At 50.9% G+C, this 24,725-nt stretch carries 19 protein-coding genes and 1 pseudogene; 3 read left to right on the forward strand and 17 right to left on the reverse strand.

What is annotated here, in order from left to right; translation table 11 throughout:
- Positions 1 to 18 precede the first annotated feature (18 nt).
- The 9 genes and pseudogenes from FEK43_RS17165 to asd form a co-directional block, all read right to left on the reverse strand.
- Positions 19 to 969 (reverse strand): annotated as a pseudogene (locus FEK43_RS17165) (fimbria/pilus outer membrane usher protein); the annotation flags it as partial.
- Positions 970 to 1,010: 41 nt separating this feature from the next.
- Positions 1,011 to 1,763 carry a fimbria/pilus periplasmic chaperone gene (locus FEK43_RS17170; RefSeq protein WP_130260952.1) on the reverse strand — a complete coding sequence of 251 codons (753 nt, stop codon included), beginning with the start codon at positions 1,761 to 1,763 and terminating at the stop codon, positions 1,011 to 1,013.
- 120 nt (positions 1,764 to 1,883) lie between these two features.
- A complete protein-coding gene (locus FEK43_RS17175) occupies positions 1,884 to 2,588 on the reverse strand; it encodes a fimbrial protein (RefSeq protein WP_135408129.1) in 705 nt (234 codons plus the stop codon).
- A 482-nt stretch (positions 2,589 to 3,070) separates the two neighbouring features.
- On the reverse strand, positions 3,071 to 5,518 hold the full coding sequence (gene glgP / locus FEK43_RS17180) for a glycogen phosphorylase (protein WP_130209035.1): 2,448 nt from the start codon (positions 5,516 to 5,518) through the stop codon (positions 3,071 to 3,073).
- 18 nt (positions 5,519 to 5,536) lie between these two features.
- Positions 5,537 to 6,970: a glycogen synthase GlgA gene (glgA, locus tag FEK43_RS17185; RefSeq protein WP_135408131.1), complete on the reverse strand. Its 1,434-nt coding sequence runs from the start codon at positions 6,968 to 6,970 to the stop codon at positions 5,537 to 5,539.
- The gene (gene glgC / locus FEK43_RS17190) at positions 6,970 to 8,265 is read right to left on the reverse strand and encodes a glucose-1-phosphate adenylyltransferase (protein ID WP_130209039.1); all 1,296 of its coding nucleotides are present in this window, start codon (positions 8,263 to 8,265) and stop codon (positions 6,970 to 6,972) included. Before glgC ends, glgA begins: the two co-directional genes overlap by 1 nt.
- A 17-nt stretch (positions 8,266 to 8,282) precedes the next feature.
- Positions 8,283 to 10,256: a glycogen debranching protein GlgX gene (gene glgX / locus FEK43_RS17195; protein ID WP_130209041.1), complete on the reverse strand. Its 1,974-nt coding sequence runs from the start codon at positions 10,254 to 10,256 to the stop codon at positions 8,283 to 8,285.
- Positions 10,253 to 12,439, reverse strand: a complete 2,187-nt coding sequence (glgB, locus tag FEK43_RS17200) for a 1,4-alpha-glucan branching enzyme (protein WP_130209043.1) — start codon at positions 12,437 to 12,439, stop codon at positions 10,253 to 10,255. The genes glgX and glgB overlap by 4 nt, the downstream gene beginning before the upstream one ends.
- Positions 12,440 to 12,710: 271 nt before the next feature.
- Positions 12,711 to 13,814 carry an aspartate-semialdehyde dehydrogenase gene (gene asd, locus FEK43_RS17205; protein WP_064527660.1) on the reverse strand — a complete coding sequence of 368 codons (1,104 nt, stop codon included), beginning with the start codon at positions 13,812 to 13,814 and terminating at the stop codon, positions 12,711 to 12,713.
- 191 nt (positions 13,815 to 14,005) lie between these two features.
- Here asd and yhgN point away from each other — a divergent pair, with 191 nt between their 5' ends.
- A complete protein-coding gene (gene yhgN / locus FEK43_RS17210; RefSeq protein ID WP_130217718.1) occupies positions 14,006 to 14,599 on the forward strand; it encodes an NAAT family transporter YhgN in 594 nt (197 codons plus the stop codon).
- Positions 14,600 to 14,655: 56 nt separating this feature from the next.
- Here yhgN and gntU read toward each other — a convergent pair whose 3' ends face one another.
- The 5 genes from gntU to FEK43_RS17235 all read right to left on the reverse strand — a co-directional run bounded on the left by gntU (position 14,656) and on the right by FEK43_RS17235 (position 19,609).
- Positions 14,656 to 15,996, reverse strand: a complete 1,341-nt coding sequence (gntU, locus tag FEK43_RS17215) for a gluconate transporter (protein WP_000210111.1) — start codon at positions 15,994 to 15,996, stop codon at positions 14,656 to 14,658.
- A gap of 3 nt (positions 15,997 to 15,999) precedes the next feature.
- A complete protein-coding gene (gene gntK, locus FEK43_RS17220; RefSeq protein ID WP_000108320.1) occupies positions 16,000 to 16,527 on the reverse strand; it encodes a gluconokinase in 528 nt (175 codons plus the stop codon).
- A gap of 138 nt (positions 16,528 to 16,665) precedes the next feature.
- Positions 16,666 to 17,661 (reverse strand): gluconate operon transcriptional repressor GntR, encoded by a 996-nt coding sequence (gene gntR, locus FEK43_RS17225; protein ID WP_130209047.1) that lies wholly within the window; start codon positions 17,659 to 17,661, stop codon positions 16,666 to 16,668.
- A gap of 92 nt (positions 17,662 to 17,753) precedes the next feature.
- Positions 17,754 to 18,449 (reverse strand): quercetin 2,3-dioxygenase, encoded by a 696-nt coding sequence (yhhW, locus tag FEK43_RS17230; RefSeq protein WP_130209049.1) that lies wholly within the window; start codon positions 18,447 to 18,449, stop codon positions 17,754 to 17,756.
- A gap of 122 nt (positions 18,450 to 18,571) precedes the next feature.
- Complete coding sequence (locus FEK43_RS17235) at positions 18,572 to 19,609, reverse strand: oxidoreductase (RefSeq protein WP_135408133.1); 1,038 nt, start codon at positions 19,607 to 19,609, stop codon at positions 18,572 to 18,574.
- A 474-nt stretch (positions 19,610 to 20,083) separates the two neighbouring features.
- Between FEK43_RS17235 and yhhY the strand changes: the two genes are divergently transcribed.
- Positions 20,084 to 20,572, forward strand: coding sequence for an N-acetyltransferase (gene yhhY / locus FEK43_RS17240; protein WP_130209054.1), 489 nt, complete (start codon positions 20,084 to 20,086; stop codon positions 20,570 to 20,572).
- A gap of 60 nt (positions 20,573 to 20,632) precedes the next feature.
- On the opposite strand, the gene ggt is transcribed toward yhhY, so the two are convergent.
- Positions 20,633 to 22,366, reverse strand: a complete 1,734-nt coding sequence (gene ggt / locus FEK43_RS17245; protein WP_138158654.1) for a gamma-glutamyltransferase — start codon at positions 22,364 to 22,366, stop codon at positions 20,633 to 20,635.
- Between the two features lie 120 nt (positions 22,367 to 22,486).
- Between ggt and FEK43_RS17250 the strand changes: the two genes are divergently transcribed.
- Positions 22,487 to 22,927, forward strand: a complete 441-nt coding sequence (locus FEK43_RS17250; RefSeq protein ID WP_130209058.1) for a DUF2756 family protein — start codon at positions 22,487 to 22,489, stop codon at positions 22,925 to 22,927.
- On the opposite strand, the gene ugpQ is transcribed toward FEK43_RS17250, so the two are convergent.
- Together ugpQ and ugpC are read right to left on the reverse strand one after the other, a co-directional pair.
- A complete protein-coding gene (gene ugpQ, locus FEK43_RS17255) occupies positions 22,914 to 23,657 on the reverse strand; it encodes a glycerophosphodiester phosphodiesterase (RefSeq protein ID WP_135408136.1) in 744 nt (247 codons plus the stop codon). The genes FEK43_RS17250 and ugpQ overlap by 14 nt on opposite strands.
- Positions 23,654 to 24,724 carry a sn-glycerol 3-phosphate ABC transporter ATP binding protein UgpC gene (gene ugpC, locus FEK43_RS17260; protein WP_135408138.1) on the reverse strand — a complete coding sequence of 357 codons (1,071 nt, stop codon included), beginning with the start codon at positions 24,722 to 24,724 and terminating at the stop codon, positions 23,654 to 23,656. The genes ugpQ and ugpC overlap by 4 nt, the downstream gene beginning before the upstream one ends.
- Position 24,725 lies beyond the last annotated feature (1 nt).

Here is a 24,725-nt window from a genome sequence, read left to right on the forward strand (position 1 = left end):
AGTTTTTGTTGACCACTACAGATCGTTGATTTCAAAAGGCCCAGGGGGAGTATAGGTCTGATAAATAACATAACCATTTTGTTTAATCGTTACCTGAGCATTACTTTTAGCAATGCCGCGCACAGTAGGGGCAAAGCCACTTTGGCTATCCGGCAGCATGTTTTCGTCGGACTCAAGTTTAGCACCGCGAATACTCACGCTGTCGAAAACATCTGATGAAGACCAGGTATCACCCAGTGTTAATTCACTTTTGAACGGAATAATTACCCGTTGTAACGTACTACTCACATGTGCAATTTTACCCGGAGAATTACCTGAACGACTCCATGTAGAATAATCACGAAAACGCCACGCACCTAAATTTAAACCTGAACGAAGATTTAAATAATAACTATCAGACGCATAGTCTCCACGATCGCTGTTACCAGAAAAGTCATAATTAATAAGAACAGCCGGGATACCATTATCCCATTCCTCAGGTGGGATATAACCACGTGCTTCATGCTTTAATATTGCCTGCGGGAAGGTCAGTTTGAGTCGTTGCGCATCCAGTTCAGGAGTATATTGAACTTCAGCAAACCATATACGTAAATCGAGACAATGATTTCCCTCTGCTTGCGCCTGCTCCGGCAATGCACTTTTGTTAATTCCTAAAGTAACTAACTCATCGAGCGAAAAACAGGGAATCAACTGATTCTGCTCATCAGCTTTGAAAGTAACCTTACGTGATGTCAAAGGCGAATCATTGACCCATATTTCAACCTCATAGCTACCTGGCAGATACGTCATCCCTTTCTCAAAACGAGATAAATCAGCAACAGCTTCTGTATCACCCGACAAAAAGGCAGGATTAAAGCGCATACCCGCCACTGAACACGTAGGCAAAAGTGTCAGGAGAAGCGGTATACACAGCCTCATCTGCTTTTTCCTTGCCATCCAGTGTTCGAGTTTTCTGAGCTTTAGGTTCATATCCCTGACCTGAGTTGCTTTAACGTTTTAATCTTCCAGGTTTATTGCATCGTTCCCTTTTGCCTGGCCGTTGTGGCACCGTAATCATTGATAGTTTGATAAGTAATTTCGCCCGCTAACGTCACCGGAGAAGAAACTGTGATGTCACTTTTCGGGGGAACAAACGCATTGGGTAATTTTGCCCCTTGCATCCTGATTCCTGTCACCGTCAGGTAATAGGGAGAAGGATTAATGATTCTCAGCTGTTTACCTTCGTATTTAAATCGCAGCATATCCCGTGCTTTACCAGCCTGAATGGGTAAATTAGTCGGACGGTAAAATAATTTAATTCTGTTTTGTAACGCCAGTTGCAACGTGTTTTTCTGAGTATTCTTCTCATCCGTCGGCGGAATCGCTTTCACATTCATCCAGAATAATGTTTCACGATCAGTCGGTAACTGTGTTTTACCAATAAACATTATCCTCAATGATGCCTCTTTTCGCGTTGGCAACATAAATAAAGGAGGCGTAACCACAAAATCCTGACTTTTTTTACTGCTTTGATTGTCATCAATCCATGACTGGATTAAATAGCTGGTGTTAGCCCCACCATTCTGTACACTTAACGTAATCTGCTGACTGTCAGATGGATAAACCAGACGCGTAGAACCAAGACCGAAACCACCCGCAGCCATAGCGTTGACAGATATGGCGGACAGCAAAAATAGAGCCGCTGCCCTTATGGCATATTGAGTCTTCAGCAAAGAATTTATATTTCTATTGGCTAAACATTTATTTTTTGAAATCCATCTCATACTGCATCCTTGTAGATGAAATTAATTGTAATTACTGATACGTGTCTATTTATTATAAATAAACACGTAATATTAATTTCAGGCTACAATTAACTGTAACCTGAAATTATCTTGCTGTAATTATTCGTACAGCACAACGAAACTTGCCGTAGCTTTCACCAGACCTGGTGCAACGGTACTACCGTTCTGCGCATAGCCCGCAGTAAACGCCGCAGTATAATCATGTTTGGCTGCATCGCCAGGAATCACGTAAGCTGCCGAAGAACTACTCCCCTGAGGAGTTTGTGTATTCAGTTTAATCAGACCATCAGCTGTCGTGTTTTTAGAATAAATACGAATCCCTACACCTGTTGCACCTGCTTCGCCAGTACTATCAGCATCAGCGGCCCCTTCAACTTCATTGGCAAGCGTCTGGTTGGCACCGTCTGCGATGCCAGTAAAACGAAACTCAATGTTTTGGCTGTCTGTATTGCTACAGTCGGTCAGTTTAATGTTGAAGTCAGTCTGGTTACTGGCGCCCGTCGCTTCGGTATCAATGCCCGTGAAAGCGTTAGAAGGTACGACCGGCAGTACCACTTCTATCTGTTTCGATTCTGTAGCAACCTTACACGTCGCTTTAACCACACGACCAGTAAAGCGGATGTTTCCGCCCATTGCATCGGTGTTGCTATCCATATCGGTGAGTTTTGGATAATCAACGGTACCCCAGTCTTTATCCGCACCACCAAATTGTGATGCATCGCCTGGCTCAGCGATTACCGCAGTTGACATCAGCATACCTGATGCGAGTAAAACTACGGATAAATTAGATAGATTGAATTTCATTTATACCTTTCCTTTTGTTAAAAAATCCAAGCAATATTGGCGATTATTTTTACATTCAGCTTTAACAAATCACATTATTTAAATGAATAAAGCTGGTGTGGTTAATCCCAGAAAAATTAAGAGATAGAATGGCTGGAAAATATTATATGAGCTGCTTGGTAATGTAACTAAAAGAATCAATGCTCGCAATAATTGACTTTATATAAAAATACAGTCATTTGAAAACAAAGGAGTTTATTTTAGAAAGAAGAACTGAGGAGTGAGTAAATATATAAACACGACAAATGATTTATTATTTATTTATAATGTTCGTTATATGGAACATTCCCTGATGAGGAACCTTATTAATAAATAACAAATATTAATTATATATTGATAGCATATGTAAATTTTCATGATATTTTGTTTATCTGATATAAAAATGCCGTGTGCCCATTAACGGTAGCTTTAAGGGAACACACGGCAGTTATCACTTTACGAACTTACAATCTCACTGGATCAATATGCCAGATATGATCGGCGTACTCTTTTATCGTACGGTCTGAAGAGAAGTAGCCCATATTGGCGATGTTCAGCATCGCTTTTGCAGTCCACTCTTCCTGACGCTCGTAGAGTTCGTCGACTTTATCCTGACAATCGACATAGCTGCGATAATCCGCCAGCACCTGATAGTGGTCGCCAAAGTTGATCAGCGAATCAACCAGATCGCGGTAACGGCCTGGGTCTTCAGGGCTGAACACGCCGCTGCCGATTTGCGTCAGCACCTGATGCAGCTCTTCATCTTTCTCGTAGTATTCACGCGGTTTGTAACCCTGACGACGCAGTTCTTCCACTTCTTCCGCAGTGTTACCAAAAATAAAGATATTGTCATCACCGACATGATCCAGCATCTCGACGTTCGCGCCGTCCAGCGTACCGATAGTCAGCGCGCCGTTAAGAGCAAACTTCATGTTACTGGTGCCGGAGGCTTCCGTCCCCGCCAGTGAAATCTGTTCAGACAGATCGGCCGCCGGAATGATCAACTGCGCCAGACTAACGCTGTAGTTCGGAATAAACACCACTTTCAGCTTGTCGCCAATCTGCGGATCGTTGTTGATCACTTTAGCAACATCGTTGATCAAATGGATAATGTGCTTCGCCATGTAATAAGCCGAAGCGGCCTTGCCGCCAAAAATATTCACGCGCGGCACCCAATTAGCATCCGGATCGGCCTTGATACGGTTATAACGAGTGATAACGTGCAACACATTCATCAATTGACGTTTGTATTCGTGAATACGTTTGATCTGCACATCAAACAGCGCCTTCGGATTCACCACCACATTCAACTGCTGGGCGATGTACTCGGCCAGACGTTTTTTGTTATCCAGCTTCGCCTGATGCACCGCATGGTTGACCATCGGGAAATCACAGTGCTGTTGCAGCTCGCTCAGCTGGCTAAGGTCGGTGCGCCAGTTACGGCCCAGGTGTTCGTCCAGCACGGCTGAAAGCGATGGGTTTGCTACCGCCAGCCAGCGACGCGGCGTCACACCGTTGGTAACGTTGGTGAAACGACCCGGGAAGATTTTCGCAAAATCAGCAAACAGTGACTGCACCATCAGGTTAGAGTGCAACTCCGAAACACCGTTGACTTTATGACTCACGACAACCGCCAGCCAGGCCATCCGCACACGACGCCCGTTGGATTCATCAATGATTGACGCCCGTCCCAGCAGGTCAGTGTCGTTCGGATACTGCTCTTGCAAGGTTTTCAGGAAATAGTCATTAATTTCAAAGATTATCTGCAAGTGACGCGGCAGAATTTTACCCAGCATATCTACCGGCCAGGTTTCCAGCGCCTCGCTCATCAGCGTGTGGTTGGTGTAAGAGAAGACCTCGCAACACACTTCAAAAGCGTCATCCCAGCTGAATTTATGCTCGTCAATCAGCAGACGCATCAATTCAGGAATCGACAGCACCGGATGGGTGTCATTGAGATGAATCGCGATTTTATCTGCCAGATTATCGTAGGTTTTATGCAGCTGATAATGGCGGCTTAAAATGTCCTGAATGGTCGAGGAAACCAGGAAGTATTCCTGACGCAGACGCAGTTCACGCCCGGAATAAGTGGAGTCGTCCGGGTACAGTACGCGAGATACGTTCTCGGAGTGGTTTTTGTCTTCCACCGCCGCGAAGTAGTCACCCTGATTGAATTTACCCAGGTTAATTTCGCTACTGGCTTGTGCGCTCCATAAACGCAGGGTATTAGTTGCGTCAGTGTCATAGCCGGGGATTATCTGGTCATAAGCAACGGCCAGAATTTCTTCAGTTTCAATCCAGCGAGTTTTCTTGCCTTCTTGCTGAATACGTCCGCCAAAACGCACTTTGTAGCGCGTGTTGTGTCGTTTAAATTCCCACGGGTTGCCGTACTCCAGCCAGTAGTCCGGTGACTCTTTCTGGCTGCCGTTAACGATGTTCTGCTTGAACATGCCGTAGTCGTAACGAATACCGTAGCCGCGACCTGGTAACCCTAAAGTCGCCAGTGAATCCAGGAAGCAGGCTGCCAGACGCCCCAGACCGCCGTTCCCGAGGCCAGGGTCATTTTCCTCATCAATCAACTCTTCGAGATTCAATCCCATCGACTCCAGCGCCCCCTGGACATCGTCATAAATACCTAACGACAGCATGGCGTTGGAGAGAGTACGACCGATCAAAAACTCCATCGACAGATAGTAAACCTGACGAGTTTCTTGCGACAGCTGGGCACGATTCGAGCGTAACCAGCGCTCCACGAGACGATCGCGCACAGCAAATAACGTTGCGTTCAGCCATTCATGTTTATTGGCAACAACAGGATCCTTGCCAATCGTAAACATCAGCTTATAAGCGATAGAGTGCTTAAGAGCTTCTACGCTAAGCGTGGGCGATGAATATGTAAACGGAGCATTCATATAGGCGTTTCCTGAAAACTATTTCAAGCGATAGTAAAGCTCACGGTACGACTTCGCCGCGACCTGCCAGCTAAAATCCATTGCCATAGCCTGACGTTGCACAAACCGCCACAATGAAGGGCGGGACCACAGAACAAAAGCGCGTCGAATAGCCCGTAACAACGACCAGGCATTACTATCTTCAAAGACAAACCCACTGGCGACGCCATCTGCAAGGTTCTCAAGAGAACAGTCAGAAACCGTATCAGCAAGCCCACCGGTACGCCGCACTAACGGCAGCGTGCCGTACTTCAATCCATAAAGTTGCGTTAAGCCGCACGGTTCAAAACGACTGGGCACCAGAATGACGTCCGCGCCGCCCATAATGCGATGCGAAAATGCTTCGTGATAACCAATCTGTACACCAACCTGACCGGGGTGTTCCGCTGCTGCAGCAAGGAAACCTTCCTGCAATACCGGATCGCCCGCGCCGAGCAGCGCCAGTTGTCCGCCCTGTTCCAGAAGGCCCGGTAAGGCCTCTAACACCAGATCCAGGCCTTTCTGGCTGGTCAGACGGCTCACCACTGCAAAAAGCGGCACTTTATCGTCAACCTTAAGCCCCATTGCGATTTGCAACTGGCGCTTATTCTCCGCTTTATCCTCCAATGAATCGCGGGTGTAACGCGAGGCTAAAAGTAAGTCCGTCTCTGGACTCCAGATTTTCTCGTCCACGCCGTTCAGTACGCCGGAAAGTCGCCCTTCACGATGACGCTGCTGAAGTAAACCTTCCATACCGTAGGCAAACTGTGGTTCAGTAATCTCGCGAGCGTAGGTCGGACTAACCGCTGTAATATGGTCAGCGTAATACAGTCCGGCTTTCAGGAAAGAGAGTTGCCCGTTGAACTCCAGCCCGTGAACATTAAAGAATGACCATGGCAATTGGATGTCATTCATGTGATGTGCATAAAACATGCCTTGATAGGCCAGATTGTGCACAGTAAACACCGACTTCGCCGGACGCCCGCGTGCCGCCAGATACGCAGGCGCAAGGCCGGCATGCCAGTCGTGCGCGTGCACCACATCAGGGCGCCAGAATGGGTCCAGCCCACTGGCCATTTCTGCCCCGACCCACCCCAACAGCGCAAAACGCAACACGTTGTCAGTGTAGGCAAATAAGTTGGTATCGTGATACGGGCTTCCGGGACGATTGTAGAGATGCGGCGCGTCAATCAGGTAAATACCAACCCCGTTATAATGTCCGAACAGCAGCGTGATATGCCCGGCAAAGGTATCACGACGAGATACCACCTGCGCATCGGTCACGCCACGGCGAATATCGGGAAATGCAGGCAACAGTACGCGAGCGTCAACGCCGTCTGCGATTTGTGCTGCGGGTAATGCCCCAATAACATCAGCCAGACCGCCGGTTTTAAGCAGCGGGAACATCTCTGAACATACATGTAAAACCTGCATTATCGCTCCTGTTTATACCCTAACTTCCGTAGCATTTCGCGCGTAACCAGCACGATGCCTTCTTCTGAACGATAGAAACGACGTGCATCTTCCTCTGCATCCTCACCAATCACCATGCCTTCCGGAATGACACACGCGCGGTCAATGACACAGCGGCGCAGACGGCACGAGCGACCTACCCATACTTCCGGTAACAATACGGCGGAATCAATGTTGCAGAATGAATTAACACGAACGCGCGAGAACAGAACGGACTGCACCACCACTGAACCAGAGATTACACAACCGCCGGAAACCAGTGAGTTAAGGGTCATCCCATGGCTACCAGAGCGATCCTGAACGAATTTCGCTGGTGGCAATGATTCATTGTAGGTGCGAATTGGCCAGTTGCGATCGTACATATCCAGTTCCGGCACCACAGAGGCCAGATCAAGGTTCGCTTTCCAGTAAGCTTCCAGCGTTCCCACATCGCGCCAGTACGGCTCGGCGTCTGGGTCAGACTGTACGCAAGAGAGAGGGAATGGATGCGCATAAGCCAGGCCTTCTTCGGTGATTTTTGGAATCAAATCTTTACCAAAGTCGTGGCTGGAATTTTCATCACGATCGTCTTCTTCCAGCAATTCATATAGATAGTCGGCGTCAAAGACGTAGATACCCATACTCGCCAGAGATTTGCTCGGATCGTTTGGCATTGATGGCGGGTTAGCAGGTTTTTCAACAAATTCGATAATTTTATCGTTTTCATCGACTGCCATAACGCCAAATGCAGAGGCTTCTTCAATCGGTACTGGCATACAAGCAACAGTACAACGCGCACCTTTTTCGACGTGGTCGATAAGCATTCGCGAGTAGTCTTGCTTGTAGATGTGGTCACCAGCCAGGATCACCACATACTCCGCTTTATAGCGGCGGATAATATCGAGGTTTTGAGTGACCGCGTCTGCGGTACCGCGATACCAGTTTTCCCCTTTCATTCTCTGCTGCGCGGGCAGCAGGTCGACAAACTCGTTCATTTCTTCATTGAAGAACGACCAGCCACGCTGAATATGCTGCACCAGGGTGTGAGACTGGTACTGGGTGATCACGCCCATACGACGGATCCCAGAGTTGATGCAGTTGGACAGCGCAAAGTCGATAATGCGGAACTTACCGCCGAAGTGTACGGCAGGCTTTGCTCTCTTATTGGTTAAATCCTTCAGGCGGGTACCACGTCCTCCCGCCAGTATCAGGGCAACAGATTTCAATGGCAGCTGGCGCGCCAACATTAAGTGATCGTTCTTCTCTAAACTAACCATGACTAACTCCTTTTTTATCATCTCTGGAACACACACAATCCGTGTGCAGGTCCCGGCCAGACAGCCGTAATCACTGGGTTATCCTCTCCAGCGAATGGGGGAATGGCGTGCCACTCCCCAGCAGGTAAAACAATCTCTGTTACCTCAAGCGTGGCGTTTATTGCGATCAAAAAACGATCCGAAAGCAAAATTTGCAGCTGCTTTGGCCCGTTTTGCCACTCATCCGAGCTTAAAGGTTGAGCATATCGATTCAGCCAACGGACATTGCCATCGCCTTCTTCCCACCAGCGATCCTCTACCAAAGCAGGAATGCGCTTGCGCAAATGGATTAACGCGGCGGTAAACCCCGTTAACCCACTGTTTGCCTGCGACCAGTCCAACCACGTTAGTTGGTTATCCTGACAGTAGGCATTGTTATTGCCATGCTGGCTGTGACCATGTTCATCACCTGCCAGTAACATCGGCGTACCCTGGGAGAGCAACAACGTCGTTAACAGGGCGTGAATGCTGTCGCGCCGCCGTTCAATCAAATCAAGAGTACCGCCTAACCCTTCTTTACCATGATTGTTACTGTAATTGTTGTTGGTCCCGTCGCGATTTTCCTCTCCATTTGCTTCATTGTGTTTATGGTTGAAACAAACGCAGTCGCGAAGCGTAAAACCGTCATGCGCAGTGACGAGATTAATCGCAGCGCTCGGCAGACGGCCATTACGTTTAAAAACATCGCTGGAGGCGGCAAAACGCCCGGCAAACTCACCCAGCGACAAGTTATAGTGCAGCCAGAAACGGCGTGCGGCGTCGCGGAAATGATCATTCCACTCGGCAAACAGCGGTGGGAAATTGCCCACCTGATAACCACCTGGCGCGATATCCCACGGTTCGGCAATCAACTTCACTTGCGAAAGCACTGGGCAATTCTGGATAGCCGTAAACAGCGGCGCATCCTGACGAAACTCCGGTGTTCGCCCCATGACTGCTGCGAGATCGAAGCGGAAACCATCAACGTGGCAGGTTTCCACCCAGTAGCGTAGACAGGCGCTGGCGTACTCCACTACCGCCGGATGGCTCAGATTGAGCGTATTACCACAGCCGGTCCAGTTGTGATAATCGCCGTCTTCTCTTATCCAATAATAGCTACGGTTGTCGATCCCGCGCAGTGAGAATACCGGGCCGTCCAGGTCCAGTTCCGCACTGTGGTTAAGTACGATGTCGAGAATAACTTCAATACCCGCCTTGTGCAGGGCTTTCACTGCGTCGCGGAATTCGTCCAACGCCGTTTCGGGCGAGCTGGCATATGCCGGATGCAACGCAAACAGCGCCACCGGATTGTAGCCCCAGTAGTTACTTAGCCCCATGCGTTGCAGGCGCGGTTCACTGGCAAACTGCGCCACTGGCAACAGTTCCAGTGCGGTAATACCCAACCGTTTTAAATAGTTGATCATCACCGGATGGCCGAGCGCTTTATAGGTGCCGCGGATCTCAACCGGGATCTCCGGATGCAGATAGGTTAATCCTTTGACATGGGCTTCATAAATGATGGTGCTGCCCCACGGCGTGCGCGGCGGGGCATCATCCTCCCAGTCATAGTGATCGACCACCACCACGCATTTCGGCGCAATGGCGGCGTTGTCACGATAATCAGGTTCATTATGGCCTGCATGCAGCAGCGGGTTATCTTTAAACTCACCCTCAATTTGCCGCGCGCAAGGATCAATCAACAACTTCGCCGGGTTAAAGCGATGCCCCACGGCAGGTTGCCAGGGGCCATGTACGCGATACCCATAGTGCAAACCCGGGCGAGCATCCGGCAAGTAACCGTGCCAGACATCGCCGCTGCGTCCTGGCAAGTCATACCGGTGTTCTATGCCCTGAGCGTCAAACACACACAGCTCTACCCGCTCGGCATGAGCGGAAAAGAGCGTGAAGTTGACGCCCTGGCCATCATAGTGCGCGCCAAGGGGAGCAGGTTTGCCAATGGCGAGTTGTGTCATTCTCCCTCCCGCACCAGCCAGATAGTGGCCAGCGGTGGTAGAGTAAGGCTCAATGAATGCTGACGACCGTGGCTGGCGATCTCATCGCTATGTACCGCGCCGCCATTGCCAGCATTGCTGCCGTGGTAGTGCATGGAATCGGTGTTGAGAATCTCACGCCACTTACCTGGCTGATTAATGCCAAAGCGATAATCATGGCGCGGCACCGGCGTAAAGTTGCTGGCAACGATAATTTCGTTACCCTCTTTATCGCGACGCACAAAGATCAGCACCGAGCGCTCATGGTCATCCACCACCAGCCATTCAAAGCCGTAGGCGTCGAAATCCAGCTCGTGCAGAGCTTTGTGGTGACGATAAGTATGGTTCAGATCGCGTACCAGTCGCTGGACACCGTGATGCCAGTTGTCGCCACCTTCCAGCAGATGCCAGTCGAGGCTGGCATCGTGGTTCCACTCACGCCCTTGGGCAAATTCGTTACCCATGAACAACAGTTTCTTGCCCGGGAACGCCCACATCCAGGCATAGTAGGCTCGCAGATTGGCAAACTTCTGCCATGCATCGCCAGGCATCCTGTCGAGAATCGATTTTTTGCCGTGCACCACTTCGTCGTGCGACAGCGGCAGGACGAAGTTTTCAGTGTAGTTGTAGAGCATCCCGAAGGTGAGTTTATTGTGGTGGTATTGACGATAAACCGGGTCGAGCTTCATGTAATCCAGAGTGTCGTGCATCCAGCCGAGGTTCCACTTGTACCAGAAGCCCAGACCACCAATATCCTGCGGGCGGGAAACGTTCGGGAAGTCGGTAGACTCCTCCGCCATCGTTACTGCACCAGGAACTTGTTCACCGATAATACGGTTGGTATTGCGAAGGAATTCAATCGCTTCCAGATTCTCGCGTCCACCATACTCGTTCGGGATCCACTCGCCTTCTTTACGGCTGTAATCACGATAAATCATCGAAGCAACCGCATCGACGCGCAGCGCATCGATACCAAAACGCTCGATCCAGTACAGCGCATTACCAACAAGGAAATTGCTGACCTCACGGCGGCCATAGTTGTAAATCAGGGTGTTCCAGTCCTGATGGTAGCCTTCACGCGGATCGCTGTGTTCATACAGATTTGTGCCGTCAAATTCGGCAAGTGCAAAGTCATCTGTCGGGAAGTGACCCGGCACCCAGTCGAGAATCACGTTCAAACCTGCTGCGTGGGCGGCATCAATGAAATAGCGGAAATCATCGCGAGTGCCAAAACGGCGAGTTGGCGCATACAAACCTGTCGGCTGATAGCCCCAACTGCCATCGAATGGATGCTCGTTAATTGGCAGCAGTTCGAGGTGGGTAAAGCCCATCCATTTAGCGTAAGGCACCAACTGATCGGCTAGTTCGCGATAGCTTAACCAGAAGTTGTTGTCGGCGTGACGACGCCATGACCCCAGGTGAACTTCATAGATAGAAATTGGCGCATCAAACTGATTCGCTTTTTTGCGCTCTTCGGTCTGCACGACCTTTTCAGGCAGTCCGCAAATAAGGGAAGCGGTTTCCGGGCGCATCTGCGCTTCGAAGGCATAAGGATCAGACTTCAAACGCAGATTGCCATTGGCATCAATCATTTCGTATTTATAGAGCTGACCGTTATGCGCGCCAGGGATAAACAGTTCCCAAATGCCGCTCTCTTTACGCAGGCGCATCGGGTGACGACGACCATCCCAGTAGTTGAATTGCCCAACAACCGAGACACGGCGGGCATTTGGCGCCCAGACAGAAAAACGCGTGCCGGTAACGCCATCCATAGTATCTGCGTGCGCACCTAAGGTTTCATATGGGCGCAGGTGGGTACCTTCAGATAACAGCCAGGCGTCCATTTCCTGGATTAAAGGGCCAAAACGGTAAGGATCATCAATCAGATTCTGCTGGCCATGCCAGACAACCGCCAACTGATAGCGGAAAAAATTTTTACGCCGAGGAACGACGCCGCTGAAGAATCCACGAGAGTCGAGACACTCCAGTTTAGCGACTTTGCGTCCAGTTTTTGGTTCAATTACCCACACATCGGTGGCGTCAGGTAAAAGGGCACGGACTTCCAGTCCCGCTGTGGTTTTATGCATTCCAAGTACGGAAAAAGGATCCGCAAAATGACCTGCAATTAGCGCGTTAATCACGTCTCTATCGATACGATCGGACATGCTTGTCTTCCTGTTTTATTGTGTCACCCCATCCAACTAATTTTTGACATCTGGTTGTGACATTTTTTTGACCTGAACGGCGCAGCACTCTGTGCATCCTCTCTACGCCGTCCTCACTTCAGGTAAGGCATTGAATACGTATGTATCCCGCCACCCTTAAAGAATAGCCAATGCTCTACTTAACTCCCGGTAAATCATGAAACATCTGCGCTTACTCCTGTACTACGCACTAAAAGGGGCAGCATTACGCCCCAAATTTAATGAATAAACATTACGCCAGTTGACGAAGCATCCGGCGTAGCGGCTCCGCGGCCCCCCACAGCAGCTGGTCGCCCACGGTAAAGGCTGACAGGAACTCAGGTCCCATATTCAGCTTACGCAAACGGCCTACCGGCGTGGTCAGCGTACCGGTGACGGCAGCTGGGGTTAGCTCACGCATAGTGATTTCGCGATCGTTTGGAACCACTTTTGCCCACGGGTTATGGGCCGCCAACAGTTCTTCCACGGTCGGAATAGACACATCTTTTTTCAATTTGATGGTGAATGCCTGGCTGTGGCAGCGCAACGCCCCGACACGCACACACAAACCATCTACCGGAATAACGGAAGATGTGTTGAGAATCTTGTTGGTTTCTGCCTGCCCTTTCCATTCTTCGCGGCTCTGACCGTTATCAAGCTGTTTGTCGATCCACGGAATCAGGCTACCCGCCAGCGGCACGCCAAAGTTATCCACTGACAACTCGCCGCTGCGGGTTAAAGTCGTGACTTTGCGTTCAATATCGAGAATAGCAGAGGACGGTGTCGCGAGTTCATCCGCTACATGGCCATACAGTTGGCCCATCTGGGTTAACAACTCACGCATATGTCGCGCACCACCGCCGGAAGCCGCCTGGTAGGTTGCAACGGAAACCCAATCTACAAGATCATTGGCGAATAAACCGCCCAACGACATCAACATCAGGCTTACGGTACAGTTACCGCCAACAAAAGTCCTGATGCCTTTATTTAATCCATCAGTAATGACGTCCTGATTGACTGGGTCAAGAATGATGATGGCGTCATCTTTCATGCGCAGAGACGATGCTGCGTCAATCCAGTAACCTTGCCATCCGCTCTCACGGAGCTTTGGATAGATTTCGTTGGTATAATCGCCGCCCTGACAGGTTACGATGATATCGAGAGCCTTCAGCGCCTCCAGATCAAAGGCATCCTGAAGTGTGCCAGAAGCACCGCCAAAGGAAGGCGCAGCCTGACCAGACTGTGAAGTCGAAAAGAAGACAGGGCGAATGGCGTCGAAGTCGCGCTCTTCAACCATGCGTTGCATGAGAACGGAGCCGACCATACCGCGCCAGCCGATAAAACCAACATTTTTCATAAGCGTTTTTTCCTGCAAAGATGTGTGCTGTATATATGTGCCGGTGTCCTCATGGCACATCTTTCACCATACAAAAAGCAGCCAAAGTCGCAAGTGAAATTAATCAATGATAGCGAAGCCATCAGTAATGCGACTTATCCTGCTTTCGTAGCACGCAGAAAGTCCACGGCAATTATCAGGGAACTTGAGTTATGAATGAAATCATTTCTGCAGCAGTTTTATTGATCTTGATTATGGATCCGCTCGGAAACCTACCTATTTTTATGTCCGTACTGAAACATACAGAACCGAAAAGACGTCGGGCAATCATGGTGCGAGAGTTGCTTATTGCTCTCATGGTGATGCTGGTGTTCCTGTTTGCGGGTGAGAAAATTCTGGCATTTCTTAGCCTGCGGGCGGAAACCGTCTCCATTTCTGGCGGCATCATTCTATTTCTGATCGCCATTAAGATGATTTTCCCCAGTGCTTCAGGCAATAGCAGTGGGCTTCCGGCAGGTGAAGAGCCGTTTATTGTGCCGCTGGCAATCCCATTAGTAGCAGGGCCGACTATTCTCGCCACATTAATGTTGCTGTCTCACCAGTACCCGAATCAGATGGGGCATCTGGTAATTGCGCTGCTGCTGGCCTGGGGCGGCACCTTTGTTATCCTGCTACAGTCATCGCTATTTTTACGTCTGCTGGGCGAGAAAGGAGTGAATGCGCTGGAACGCCTGATGGGATTGATTCTGGTGATGATGGCAACCCAGATGTTCCTCGACGGCATTCGGATGTGGATGAAGGGGTGACGAGAGGCATTACCAGGAAGGGGCCCGGTAGTGTAAGACCTACCGGGCAAACAGACTTAACTCAACAACTGGAACGCAATCATCCCGACGATGGCACCAACAGTGCCGAGGATGGTTTCCATCATGGTCCAGGTTTTCAGCGTTTCGGCTTCGGTCGCACCGGTAAATTTACCGAACAACCAGAAACCAGCGTCGTTAACGTGGCTGACGACAATCGAACCACCAGCGATACAAATCGACAGTGCCGCCATTTGCGCACCGGAGTAGTTCAGTTGTTCAATAACCGGCATCACCAGCCCCACCGCCGTTAAACAGGCAACGGTGGCAGACCCCTGAATGATGCGCACTGCAGCTGCCAGCACGAAGCAGGTGATGGCAATCGGCAGGCCCATGCCGGTTAACGCTTCGCCCAGCGCCGGACCTACGCCAGAGTCAACCAGCACCTGTTTGAACACGCCGCCCGCACCAATCACCAGCAGAATGATCCCCGCCGGTTGCAGCGCGTGACCGCAAATCTCCATCACTTTATCTTTTGGCATGCCCTGACGCATTGCCAGGCCATAAATTGCTACCAGACAAGCAACCAGAATCGCAGTAAACGGATGACCGATAAACTCAAACCATTCGTAAGCAGTGGATCCTTCTGGTACAAAACGCGCAGCAATGGTTTTAAGACCTACCAGCACCAGCGGCAGCAGGATCAGCGACAGGCTAAATCCAAAAGACGGCATTTTGCCTTCGCCGAGATGCGGTTCGCTAATGTCGTCAGGAATATGCAGCTCAACGTAACGGCTGATGAAATTGCCCCACAGCGGCCCGGCAATAATCATTCCCGGAATTGCCGCACACAGGCCAATCAGGATCATCCAGCCAAAATCGGCATTCATCTGCGATGCCAGCAGCATTGGCGCTGGTCCAGGCACCAGAAATGCCGCCGCTGCCGCCACGCCTGCGAATAATGGGATTACCAGTTTCACCAGATTCGTACCGGTGTGGCGCGCCATCGAGAAGGCAACGCTAATCAGCAGAACAATCGCCACTTCAAAGAACAGCGGTAGCGCGCAGACCAGCCCCGCAAGGCCGATGGCATAATGCGCGCGGCTGTGACCGAAGGATTTGAGCATTTTGACGGCAATCTGATCGACTGCGCCGGTTTCATGTAAGATCTTGCCAAACATGGCTCCCAGGGCGACAACCACCGCCAGGAAGCCGAGGGTACCTCCCATCCCTTTTTCCATCGTCGCTGCGATTTTATCGAGCGGCATACCGGAAAAAAGGCCAGCCCCCATAGACACCACCATCAAAGCCAGGAAAGCGTGCATACGCGCCTTCATGACTAAAAACAGCAGCAGTAAAACAGACCCTACTGCTGTTAAAACAAGCGTTAATGTAGTCACTACTTATTTGCCTTTTTTAATAACCTCAATGGTGCTTGCCACAACACCTTCCAGCGGTTGATCGATATCCACCACCAGTACATCGGTTTCGTCCGCACCCGGCTCCTGCAGCGTTTCAAACTGCGTCACCAGCATTTGGGTTTTAAAGAAATGGCCTTTGCGCGCTTTCAGGCGGCTTTCAATCACATCAAAATCGCCTTTCAGGTAGATGAAAGAGAGATTCGGATTACCTTCACGCAGCAAGTCGCGATAGTGTTTTTTCAGTGCAGAGCAGACGATCAGCGACACTTTATTGGTACGCTGCATGGCAAACGCGGCGTCGTTCAGCGCCTGCAACCACGGTTTGCGATCGTCGTCGTTCAGCGGTTCACCAGACGCCATTTTTTCGATATTGCAGCGCGGATGGAGGAAATCGCCATCAAGAAACGCGGCATGAAGTTGATGCGCCACTTCACTGGCGACCGCAGATTTGCCGCTGCCTGAGACGCCCATCAGAACGTAAATGTGGTGATCATGGTTAGTCGTGCTCAAAGTGGTGCCCCCACAGTACAAGAATTAAAAATGTTACGGGTAACTGTTATCGGTAACATTGTCCAGCCGGACAAAATCAGAAGCAATATCCATCCGTGCCTTAAGTGTATAAGTGTGAGCTACTTCAAATTTGTAGGCTTAAATAGATCCACCTGGTGACAAGGTGAAACCTAAATCTAACATTTTCGGCGTCACCGCTTCGCCACGAATACGCGCCAGCAGGCGTTCAGCGCCAATGCTGCCCATCCGCTCACGCGGCGTCAGCACACTTGCCAGCCGTGGCTCCATCACCTGGCCAATGTCATGACCGTGGAAACCGGCAATCGCCATATCGTCAGGAACTTTCAACCCCAGACGCTGACATTCAAACGCCGCGCCGACCGCCAGGTCATCGTTGGTACAGAACACGCCATCCAACTGCGGATATTCCCGCCGCGCCTGACGAATCAGTTCAATACCGGAAGAGTAAGAAGAAGATTGTTCAACCATCACGCTATATGGCACCAGGCCTGCATCCAGCATCGCCTGCTCATATCCCTTCTGTTTGATGATAGTACGTTCGTCGAGACGTGCGCCGAGATAAGCAATGTGTCGATGCCCGCGAGCAATAATAGCGGCAGTCATCTGGCGTGCCGCTTCAAAGTTATTAAAACCGACAGCGATATCGAGGCACGGCGACTGGCTGTCCATCAGCTCCACCACCGGAATACCCGCCACTTCAATCATCTTTAAGGTGCGTGGCGTGTGGGTGCGTTCAGTAAGGATCAGGCCATCGATATTCCAGGAGAGCATCGATTCAAGGCGTTCTTGCTCCATTTCCGGCTTATAACCGTAGTGCGCCAGCATCGTCTGATAACCGTGCGCGTCGGTGACGCTTTCGATTCCGCGTAATACTTCCGCAAAAACCTGGTTGGTGAGAGAAGGTAACAGGACGCCAATCGCCCGGCTGGTGGCGTTAGAGAGGATATCGGGCGCGCGATTGGGAATATAACCCAGTTCATCAAGAGCGGCGGCAATCTTGCCACGTAGAGCGACGGAAACCTGCTCAGGGTTACGCAAAAAACGGCTGACCGTCATTTTGGTCACGCCTACACGGTCAGCCACATCCTGAAGTACGGGTCTTTTCTTTTTCATCGTCCTGAAAGGTACAAAAGGGATAGATTCCTTTAGTTTACCACGGACGCATCACAACCTTCCTGATTCCTCAGGAAGGTTGTGAGATAAATTTAGACTGGCGGTAAATCGAACAGCAGGATTTCACTGTCGCTATCAGCGTGGACGGAAATCGCCTGCTCATCCCAAATCGCCAGACCATCGCTGGTCGAGGCTTTTACGCCGTTAATAGTGACATTACCTTTCACCACCTGGATCCAGACGCGGCGTTCAGCGGCAATCTGATGTATCGACTGCTCATCTTTTACCAGCGCCCAGCGGTACAGTTCCATATCCTGATACACTTTCAGCGAACCGTCACGCGCATCCGGCGAGAGCACCAGCTGTTTGCCCTGCACGGCATCGAAGCGACGCTGTTCATAACGCGGCGTAATACCGTTTTCTTCTGGCATGATCCAGATCTGATACAGGTGCAGACGCTCGGTGCTGCTTGGGTTGTACTCTGAGTGACGAATACCCGTACCCGCACTCATAATCTGGAACTCGCCCGCCGGAACCTGTTCTTTATTGCCCATGCTGTCCTGATGCTCAACAGTACCTTCCAGCACGTAGGTCAAAATTTCCATATCTTTATGCGGGTGAGTGCCGAAGCCCTGCCCTGCTTCAATCACGTCGTCGTTAATCACGCGCAGCGCGGAGAAGCCCATAAAGTTCGGATCGTAATAATTGGCAAAAGAGAAAGTATGCCAGGAGTCCAGCCAGCCATGATTAGCATGACCGCGTTCATTTGCTTTGCGTAAGTAGATCATTTGTATTCGCCCCCTGAATGATTTCGATGGGCTTAGTGTGGACCCGATCTGCCTGGGATGATAGAGGGTGAAAATTGACCCCTCTGTTCAAAAAAATTGAACTATTCGAGGGGCCATCAAACTTACTTCACGAGAGTCACTGTGGAGGGAGAGGCTTGTTCAAAACCGCGTTCAAGGATTTCCAGATTGGTAAGAACTTCAGATTCCTTGACGTAATTTGGCGCACCGTTGGTGATGGTTTGGTACAACGCATCATACACACGTCCATAGTCGCCCATCTCTGGCTTCATCTCTTCTCTGACCGTCACGCCCTCGTCATTGACATACTCCAGCACACCGACCGAATCATCCGCCGCAAATCCAGGTTCGCCCGGCATAATATTAGCCTTCAGGCTGGTTTCCTGCTGGTCGATGCCGTATTTAATAAATGTACCTTTCTTACCGTGAACGATAAATTTCGGATAATCGATTTTCACCAGATGACTGGTTTTAACGATCGCTTTCAGGTCGCCATAAAACAGCTGCGCTTCAAATGTGTCGTCAGGATTGGCTTTATTACGCAGGCTGCGGATGTCATAAGCGACGTGATCCGGGCGACCAAACAGCGAGATAACCTGGTCCAGGGTATGCACACCAAGCCCATAGAATGCGCCATCCTGCGGCAGTCCAGGTTTGGTTTCTGCCACCGGGCGGTAATAGTCAAAATGGCTTTCCACTTCGACAATCTCTCCCAGCTTGCCGCTTTCAATCGCTTTTTTCGCCGTCAGGAAGCAGGAATCAAAACGACGATTCTGATACGGCGTGACGGTCAGCCCTTTACTTTTCGCCAGCGCAAACAGCTCTTTCGCCTGCGCAAGCGTCGGGGTGAACGGTTTTTCGACCAGTACATTTTTCCCGGCTTCCAGCGCGCGCTCCGCGTACTCGAAGTGGCTGTCCGCGTGGGTGCAGACGACAACCAGCTTAACATCGGGATCGTTTAACACTTCGTCGAGATCGCTGGTGAAATGAATATGGGAATAAATGGGAGCCTGTTCTTCCGGCTTCGCATGGCGGCGAAAAATATGCGCGACATGCCAGCTATCCTTGCGGTTAAGTACATACGGAAGATGGTAACGGGTGGTGCTTTTGCCGAAGCCAATAAAGGCACAGTTGATGACCATGATTTCGTCCTTTTTAAGGTGGTTATTTACACCTTAGCGCAAAGCGGACGCGGTTCCTATGCCTGGGCTTCAGTACGTCAGATTGTTGGCAAAGTGCACTTTGATCATGCCGGATGCGGCGTGAACGCCTTACCTGCCTACACAAAATGGCATCGGTTTGTAGGTCTGATAAGCGTAGCGCATCAGGCAATTTTGCATTTGTCTCAACACGAGGAACACTTCACGTGGACAAAATGGCAATCAAACCAGTACGAAAGCAAAAAAAAAGCCAGCACCCGGCTGGCTAAGTAATACTGGAAGCAATGTGAGCAATGTCGTGCTTTCAGGTTCTCCGCGAGGGTCTTCCTGATTGCGAGACAATAATAATCATTCTCATTCGCACTTGTCCAACACTTTTTGCAAAAAAATGCATTTGACTCGTATTTGAAAGTCAATGATGTTGAAAGGGACATTTACCCTAAAGAGGACAGAGGAATGAGTGAGATAGTAATACGCCACGCAGAAACGCGCGATTATGAGGCCATTCGACATATCCACGCCCAGCCGGAGGTGTATTACAACACACTACAGGTGCCTCATCCTTCAGAACATATGTGGCTGGAACGACTCGCCGATCGCCCCAGCATCAAGCAACTCGTCGCCTGTATTGATGGAACTGTAGTAGGTCATCTCACCATTGATGTACAGCAACGCCCGCGCCGCAGTCATGTTGCCGATTTTGGTATCTGTGTCGACGCCCGCTGGAAGAATCGCGGCGTCGCCAGCGCCCTGATGCGAGAGATGATTGAAATGTGCGACAACTGGTTGCGGGTAGATCGTATTGAACTAACGGTGTTCGTCGACAACGCGCCAGCAATTAAGGTCTATAAAAAATTCGGCTTTGAGATTGAAGGGACTGGCAAGAAGTACGCATTGCGTAATGGTGAATATATCGATGCGTATTATATGGCGCGGGTGAAATAGAGAATTTGTAATCTAAGTTTGTCATTTAAGCCCTCACCTACCAGGAGAGGGCTTAAGATATTAGTACCCTGCCGTTAAATCATCCACCGAGCGCGGGTCGGATGCGCCGTACAACTCACCGTCAGGCCCAACCATAATGCTTTGTGTACTGCCCATCGCCTCTTTCAGCGCCACTTTCTGACCTTTTGCTTCCAGCAGCTTGATCGTATCCGGGCTAAACCCCTTCTCGACACGCAGCTCGTCCGGCAGCCACTGATGGTGGAAACGCGGCGCATTGGTCGCTTCGGCAACATTCATCCCATAATCGATGCTGTTCACCACCATTTGCAGCACAGTGGTGATAATCCGGCTACCGCCAGGGCTTCCGGTGACCAGCCAGGTTTTACCGTCTTTCACCACAATAGTCGGCGACATCGACGACAGCGGGCGTTTGTTCGGCCCTACGGCGTTGGCATCACCGCCCACCAGCCCGTAAACGTTCGGCACGCCCGGTTTGGCGGAGAAATCATCCATCTGGTTATTGAGCAAAATACCGCTCTCACCCGCGACAATGCCCGTACCGAAGGTGGTGTTCAGCGTATAGGTCACCGCCACCGCGTTACCGTCTTTATCCACTACAGAGTAATGGGTAGTTTGATTACTCTCATAAGGCGCAAGCTTGCCAGGGCGAATCTCGCTGGACGGCTTCGCTTTATTGATATCGATTTGCTCGGCAATAGATTTGGCATAGGCTTTATTGGTCAGCGCCTGCCACGGTACTTTGACAAAATTCGGGTCGCCAAGATATTCCGAGCGGTCGGCGTAGGCGTATTTCTCGGCCTCTGCCATGATTTGCATCGCATCGGCGCTGCCAAAGCCGTATTTCTTCATATCGAAGTTCTCCAGAATATTGAGGATCTGCACGATATGAATCCCGCCGGAAGATGGCGGTGGCATGGAGTAAACCTGATACCCGCGATAATCGCCGCTAATCGGTGTGCGTTCTACTGCTTTATACGCGGCTAAATCTTCTTTCGTAATCAAGCCACCGTTTTTCTGCATCTCCTGAGCGATCTGCTCCGCTATCGTGCCTTTATAGAATTCATCCGGGCCGTTTTCGGCAATCATCTCCAGGCTCTTTGCCAGGTTCGCCTGCACCAGCTTGTCGCCCTTTTTCAGCGGTTCGCCCTCTTTCCAGAAGATAGCTTTGCTGTTTTCGTGATTCGGCAGCACTTCGCTACCGTAGGTTTTGAGATCGTCTGCCAAAGCGTCGTTAATGATAAAACCATCCCGTGCCAGTTTAAACGCCGGTTGCACCACTTTGTTCAACGGCATGGTGCCGTATTTATCCAACGCCAACGAGAAACCTGCTACCGTACCGGGCGTGCCGGAAGCCAGATGCGAAGTGAGTGATTTTTTGCTGTCCGGGTTGCCCTGATCATCAAGGAACATATCGCGGGTCGCTTTGGCGGGCGCCATTTCGCGGAAATCGATAGCCGTGGTATTGCCATTTTTCGAGCGGATTAACATAAAACCACCGCCGCCCAGATTCCCTGCCTGCGGATGCGTTACCGCCAGCGCGTAGCCCACCGCCACGGCGGCATCAACGGCATTCCCGCCCTCCTTGAGGATATCCACCCCCACCTGAGTGGCAGTAGCATCTACAGACGCCACCATCCCCTGCTTTGCGCGTACCGGATGGAAGACATCTTCCTCCACACCATAAGAAACAGGTGGCGCGGCTGCCGCACTAAAACAACATCCTGAAAGCAAAGCTGCAATCGCCGCCCGGCGTAAAAACGTCGGTTTTATCATCGTTATTCTCCAGTTATGTGTGGGGCAACCCCAGCTAAGCCTGGTATATAACTCTGAATTAATCATCGTTTTGCCGGGAAGCGAGTAAACTTAAAGGATATCTTCAGAGGAGGATACGCGATGAAACGACTTCTGCTTTTGACGGCACTCCTGCCGTTTGTCGGCTTTGCACAGCCCATTAATACTCTGAATAATCCTAACCAGCCGGGGTATCAGATCCCCAGCCAGCAGCGGATGCAAACTCAAATGCAGACTCAGCAAATCCAGCAAAAAGGGATGCTGAATCAGCAACTGAAAACTCAGACGCAATTGCAACAGCAGCATTTAGAAAATCAGATTAATAGCAACTCTCAGCGGGTATTGCAGTCGCAGCCAGGGGAGCTAAATCCTGCCCGGCAGCAAATGCTGCCCAACACCAACGGCGGGATGTTAAACAGTAACCATAATCCGGATAGTTCGCTAAATCAGCAGCATATGCTGCAAGAGAGGAAAAACGGCGACATGCTGAATCCGCCCAGCACGTCGCAGCCTGACATTCCGTTGAAAACTATTGGGCCGTAAAGTTCGGACCAATCACATCAATCGCATCGGTACAGATGCAATCCACGCCCCAGCGCAGCAACTCTGCCGCGCGCTGGGGTTTGTTGACGGTATACACCAGAATCCGCAGTCCGGCGTCTTTCAACTGCATCACTCGCGCTTTATCGAGCAACTTATGATTGAGATGAATAGAGACGCAGCCCAGCCGCGCGGTCAGTTCGCGCCAGTCGTCGCGCCACTCATCAAGCAATAAACCACGCGGCAGTTCCGGTGCCGCCAATTGTGCGGCTTCTAAAGCATCAATCTCAAACGATGACAGCAGCGGCGGCGTCATACCGGCCCACAGTTCACGTGCCACCAGCGCCACCATTTTGCCCGTTAATGGCCCGGTGCCAGTGGTGGGCTTGATTTCGATATTCGCCATCATCCCATGTTCGCGACAGCGTTCCGCCACCTGCGAAAGCAACGGTAGCGGCTCACCTTTAAACATTTTGCTGTACCAACTGCCCGCATCCACGCGCAGTAAATCCTGCCAGTTCAGTTCACCCGCGACGCCCCAGCCGTTGCTGGTACGTTCGAGATTGTCGTCATGGAGCAGGAAGATCTCGCCATCTTTCGATAACTTCGCGTCAAATTCGATCATCTTATGACCGTATTTTGCCCCGACGTCGATTGCCGCCAGGGTGTTTTCGGGGGCCAGCTTACCGCCGCCACGATGAGCGACGATGCGGGGATAAGGCCAGTTACTCATACTCGTTGTCCTGTTTCACCATCAAAAAGATGTAGCTGATTTTCCGGCAGATGCAGCCACAGCGTGCTGCCTGCCGTCGGGCGCTCCTGATGCGCCAGTCGCACCACCAGCTTCTGTTCGCCCCAGCGTCCGTGCGCCAGGTTATCTGCGCCGAGGATCTCCAGCGTGTCCATCACCAGCGGCACGCCACCTTCTGCCTGCGAGCTTAACGCTATATGTTCCGGGCGGATACCGAGGGTCATTTTACGCCCGGCATACTGGCGATAGTAACCGTTTAGCGGCAGCGCAATACCGCCATCCAGTTCGAAATGCGTGCCTTCTTTATTCACGCGGCCAGCCAGTAGGTTCATCGCCGGGCTGCCGATAAAACTCGCCACAAACAGGCTGGCGGGCTTTTCGTAGACTTCCACCGGTGTGCCAATCTGTTCGGCAACACCGCCGTTCATTACCATCACTCGCTGGGCGAGGGTCATCGCTTCAACCTGATCGTGGGTAACGTAGAGTGAAGTTGTTTTCAGGCGACGGTGCAGTTGTTGTAGTTCAAGCCGCATCTGCACGCGCAGCTTGGCATCGAGGTTAGAGAGCGGCTCATCAAACAAGAACACCGCCGGCTCACGCACAATCGCGCGCCCCATCGCCACACGCTGGCGCTGACCGCCGGAAAGCTCGCGCGGGCGGCGCTTGAGCAGGCCGTCCAGCTCCAGAATACGCGCCGCTTCTTTAACGCGCTCGGCTATTTGCTGCTTGCCCATGCCGCGGATTTTCAGCCCCCACGCCATGTTCTCCTCAACGCTCATATGCGGATAGAGCGCGTAGTTCTGGAATACCATTGCAATTCCGCGATCTTTCGGCTCCATTTCAGTGACACGCTTGCGGTCGATCCAGATATCGCCCGTCGTTACCCGCTCCAGTCCGGCCACCATTCGCAATAACGTCGATTTCCCGCAGCCAGACGGCCCGACCATCACGATAAATTCGCCATCCGCCACATCAAGGGTCAGCGGTTTAATGACCTGGGTTTTGCCATCCCAGCTTTTGGTTACTGCCTGTAATTTCAGTCCTGCCATC

Origin of the sequence: Escherichia sp. E2562, assembly GCF_005781075.1 — a bacterium.
GTDB lineage: Bacteria > Pseudomonadota > Gammaproteobacteria > Enterobacterales > Enterobacteriaceae > Escherichia.

What these genes read in the sequence shown, in the direction of transcription:
- ggt (WP_138158654.1), bottom strand. Translation starts at nt 22,366, where the DNA reads ATGATAAAACCGACGTTTTTACGCCGGGCGGCGATTGCAGCTTTGCTT.
- FEK43_RS17170 (WP_130260952.1), bottom strand. Translation starts at nt 1,763, where the DNA reads ATGAGATGGATTTCAAAAAATAAATGTTTAGCCAATAGAAATATAAAT.
- glgX (WP_130209041.1), bottom strand. Translation starts at nt 10,256, where the DNA reads ATGACACAACTCGCCATTGGCAAACCTGCTCCCCTTGGCGCGCACTAT.
- FEK43_RS17235 (WP_135408133.1), bottom strand. Translation starts at nt 19,609, where the DNA reads ATGGTCATCAACTGTGCCTTTATTGGCTTCGGCAAAAGCACCACCCGT.
- glgP (WP_130209035.1), bottom strand. Translation starts at nt 5,518, where the DNA reads ATGAATGCTCCGTTTACATATTCATCGCCCACGCTTAGCGTAGAAGCT.
- glgA (WP_135408131.1), bottom strand. Translation starts at nt 6,970, where the DNA reads ATGCAGGTTTTACATGTATGTTCAGAGATGTTCCCGCTGCTTAAAACC.
- gntR (WP_130209047.1), bottom strand. Translation starts at nt 17,661, where the DNA reads ATGAAAAAGAAAAGACCCGTACTTCAGGATGTGGCTGACCGTGTAGGC.
- yhhY (WP_130209054.1), top strand. Translation starts at nt 20,084, where the DNA reads ATGAGTGAGATAGTAATACGCCACGCAGAAACGCGCGATTATGAGGCC.
- glgC (WP_130209039.1), bottom strand. Translation starts at nt 8,265, where the DNA reads ATGGTTAGTTTAGAGAAGAACGATCACTTAATGTTGGCGCGCCAGCTG.
- yhgN (WP_130217718.1), top strand. Translation starts at nt 14,006, where the DNA reads ATGAATGAAATCATTTCTGCAGCAGTTTTATTGATCTTGATTATGGAT.
- ugpC (WP_135408138.1), bottom strand. Translation starts at nt 24,724, where the DNA reads ATGGCAGGACTGAAATTACAGGCAGTAACCAAAAGCTGGGATGGCAAA.
- asd (WP_064527660.1), bottom strand. Translation starts at nt 13,814, where the DNA reads ATGAAAAATGTTGGTTTTATCGGCTGGCGCGGTATGGTCGGCTCCGTT.
- FEK43_RS17250 (WP_130209058.1), top strand. Translation starts at nt 22,487, where the DNA reads ATGAAACGACTTCTGCTTTTGACGGCACTCCTGCCGTTTGTCGGCTTT.
- FEK43_RS17175 (WP_135408129.1), bottom strand. Translation starts at nt 2,588, where the DNA reads ATGAAATTCAATCTATCTAATTTATCCGTAGTTTTACTCGCATCAGGT.
- ugpQ (WP_135408136.1), bottom strand. Translation starts at nt 23,657, where the DNA reads ATGAGTAACTGGCCTTATCCCCGCATCGTCGCTCATCGTGGCGGCGGT.
- yhhW (WP_130209049.1), bottom strand. Translation starts at nt 18,449, where the DNA reads ATGATCTACTTACGCAAAGCAAATGAACGCGGTCATGCTAATCATGGC.
- glgB (WP_130209043.1), bottom strand. Translation starts at nt 12,439, where the DNA reads ATGTCCGATCGTATCGATAGAGACGTGATTAACGCGCTAATTGCAGGT.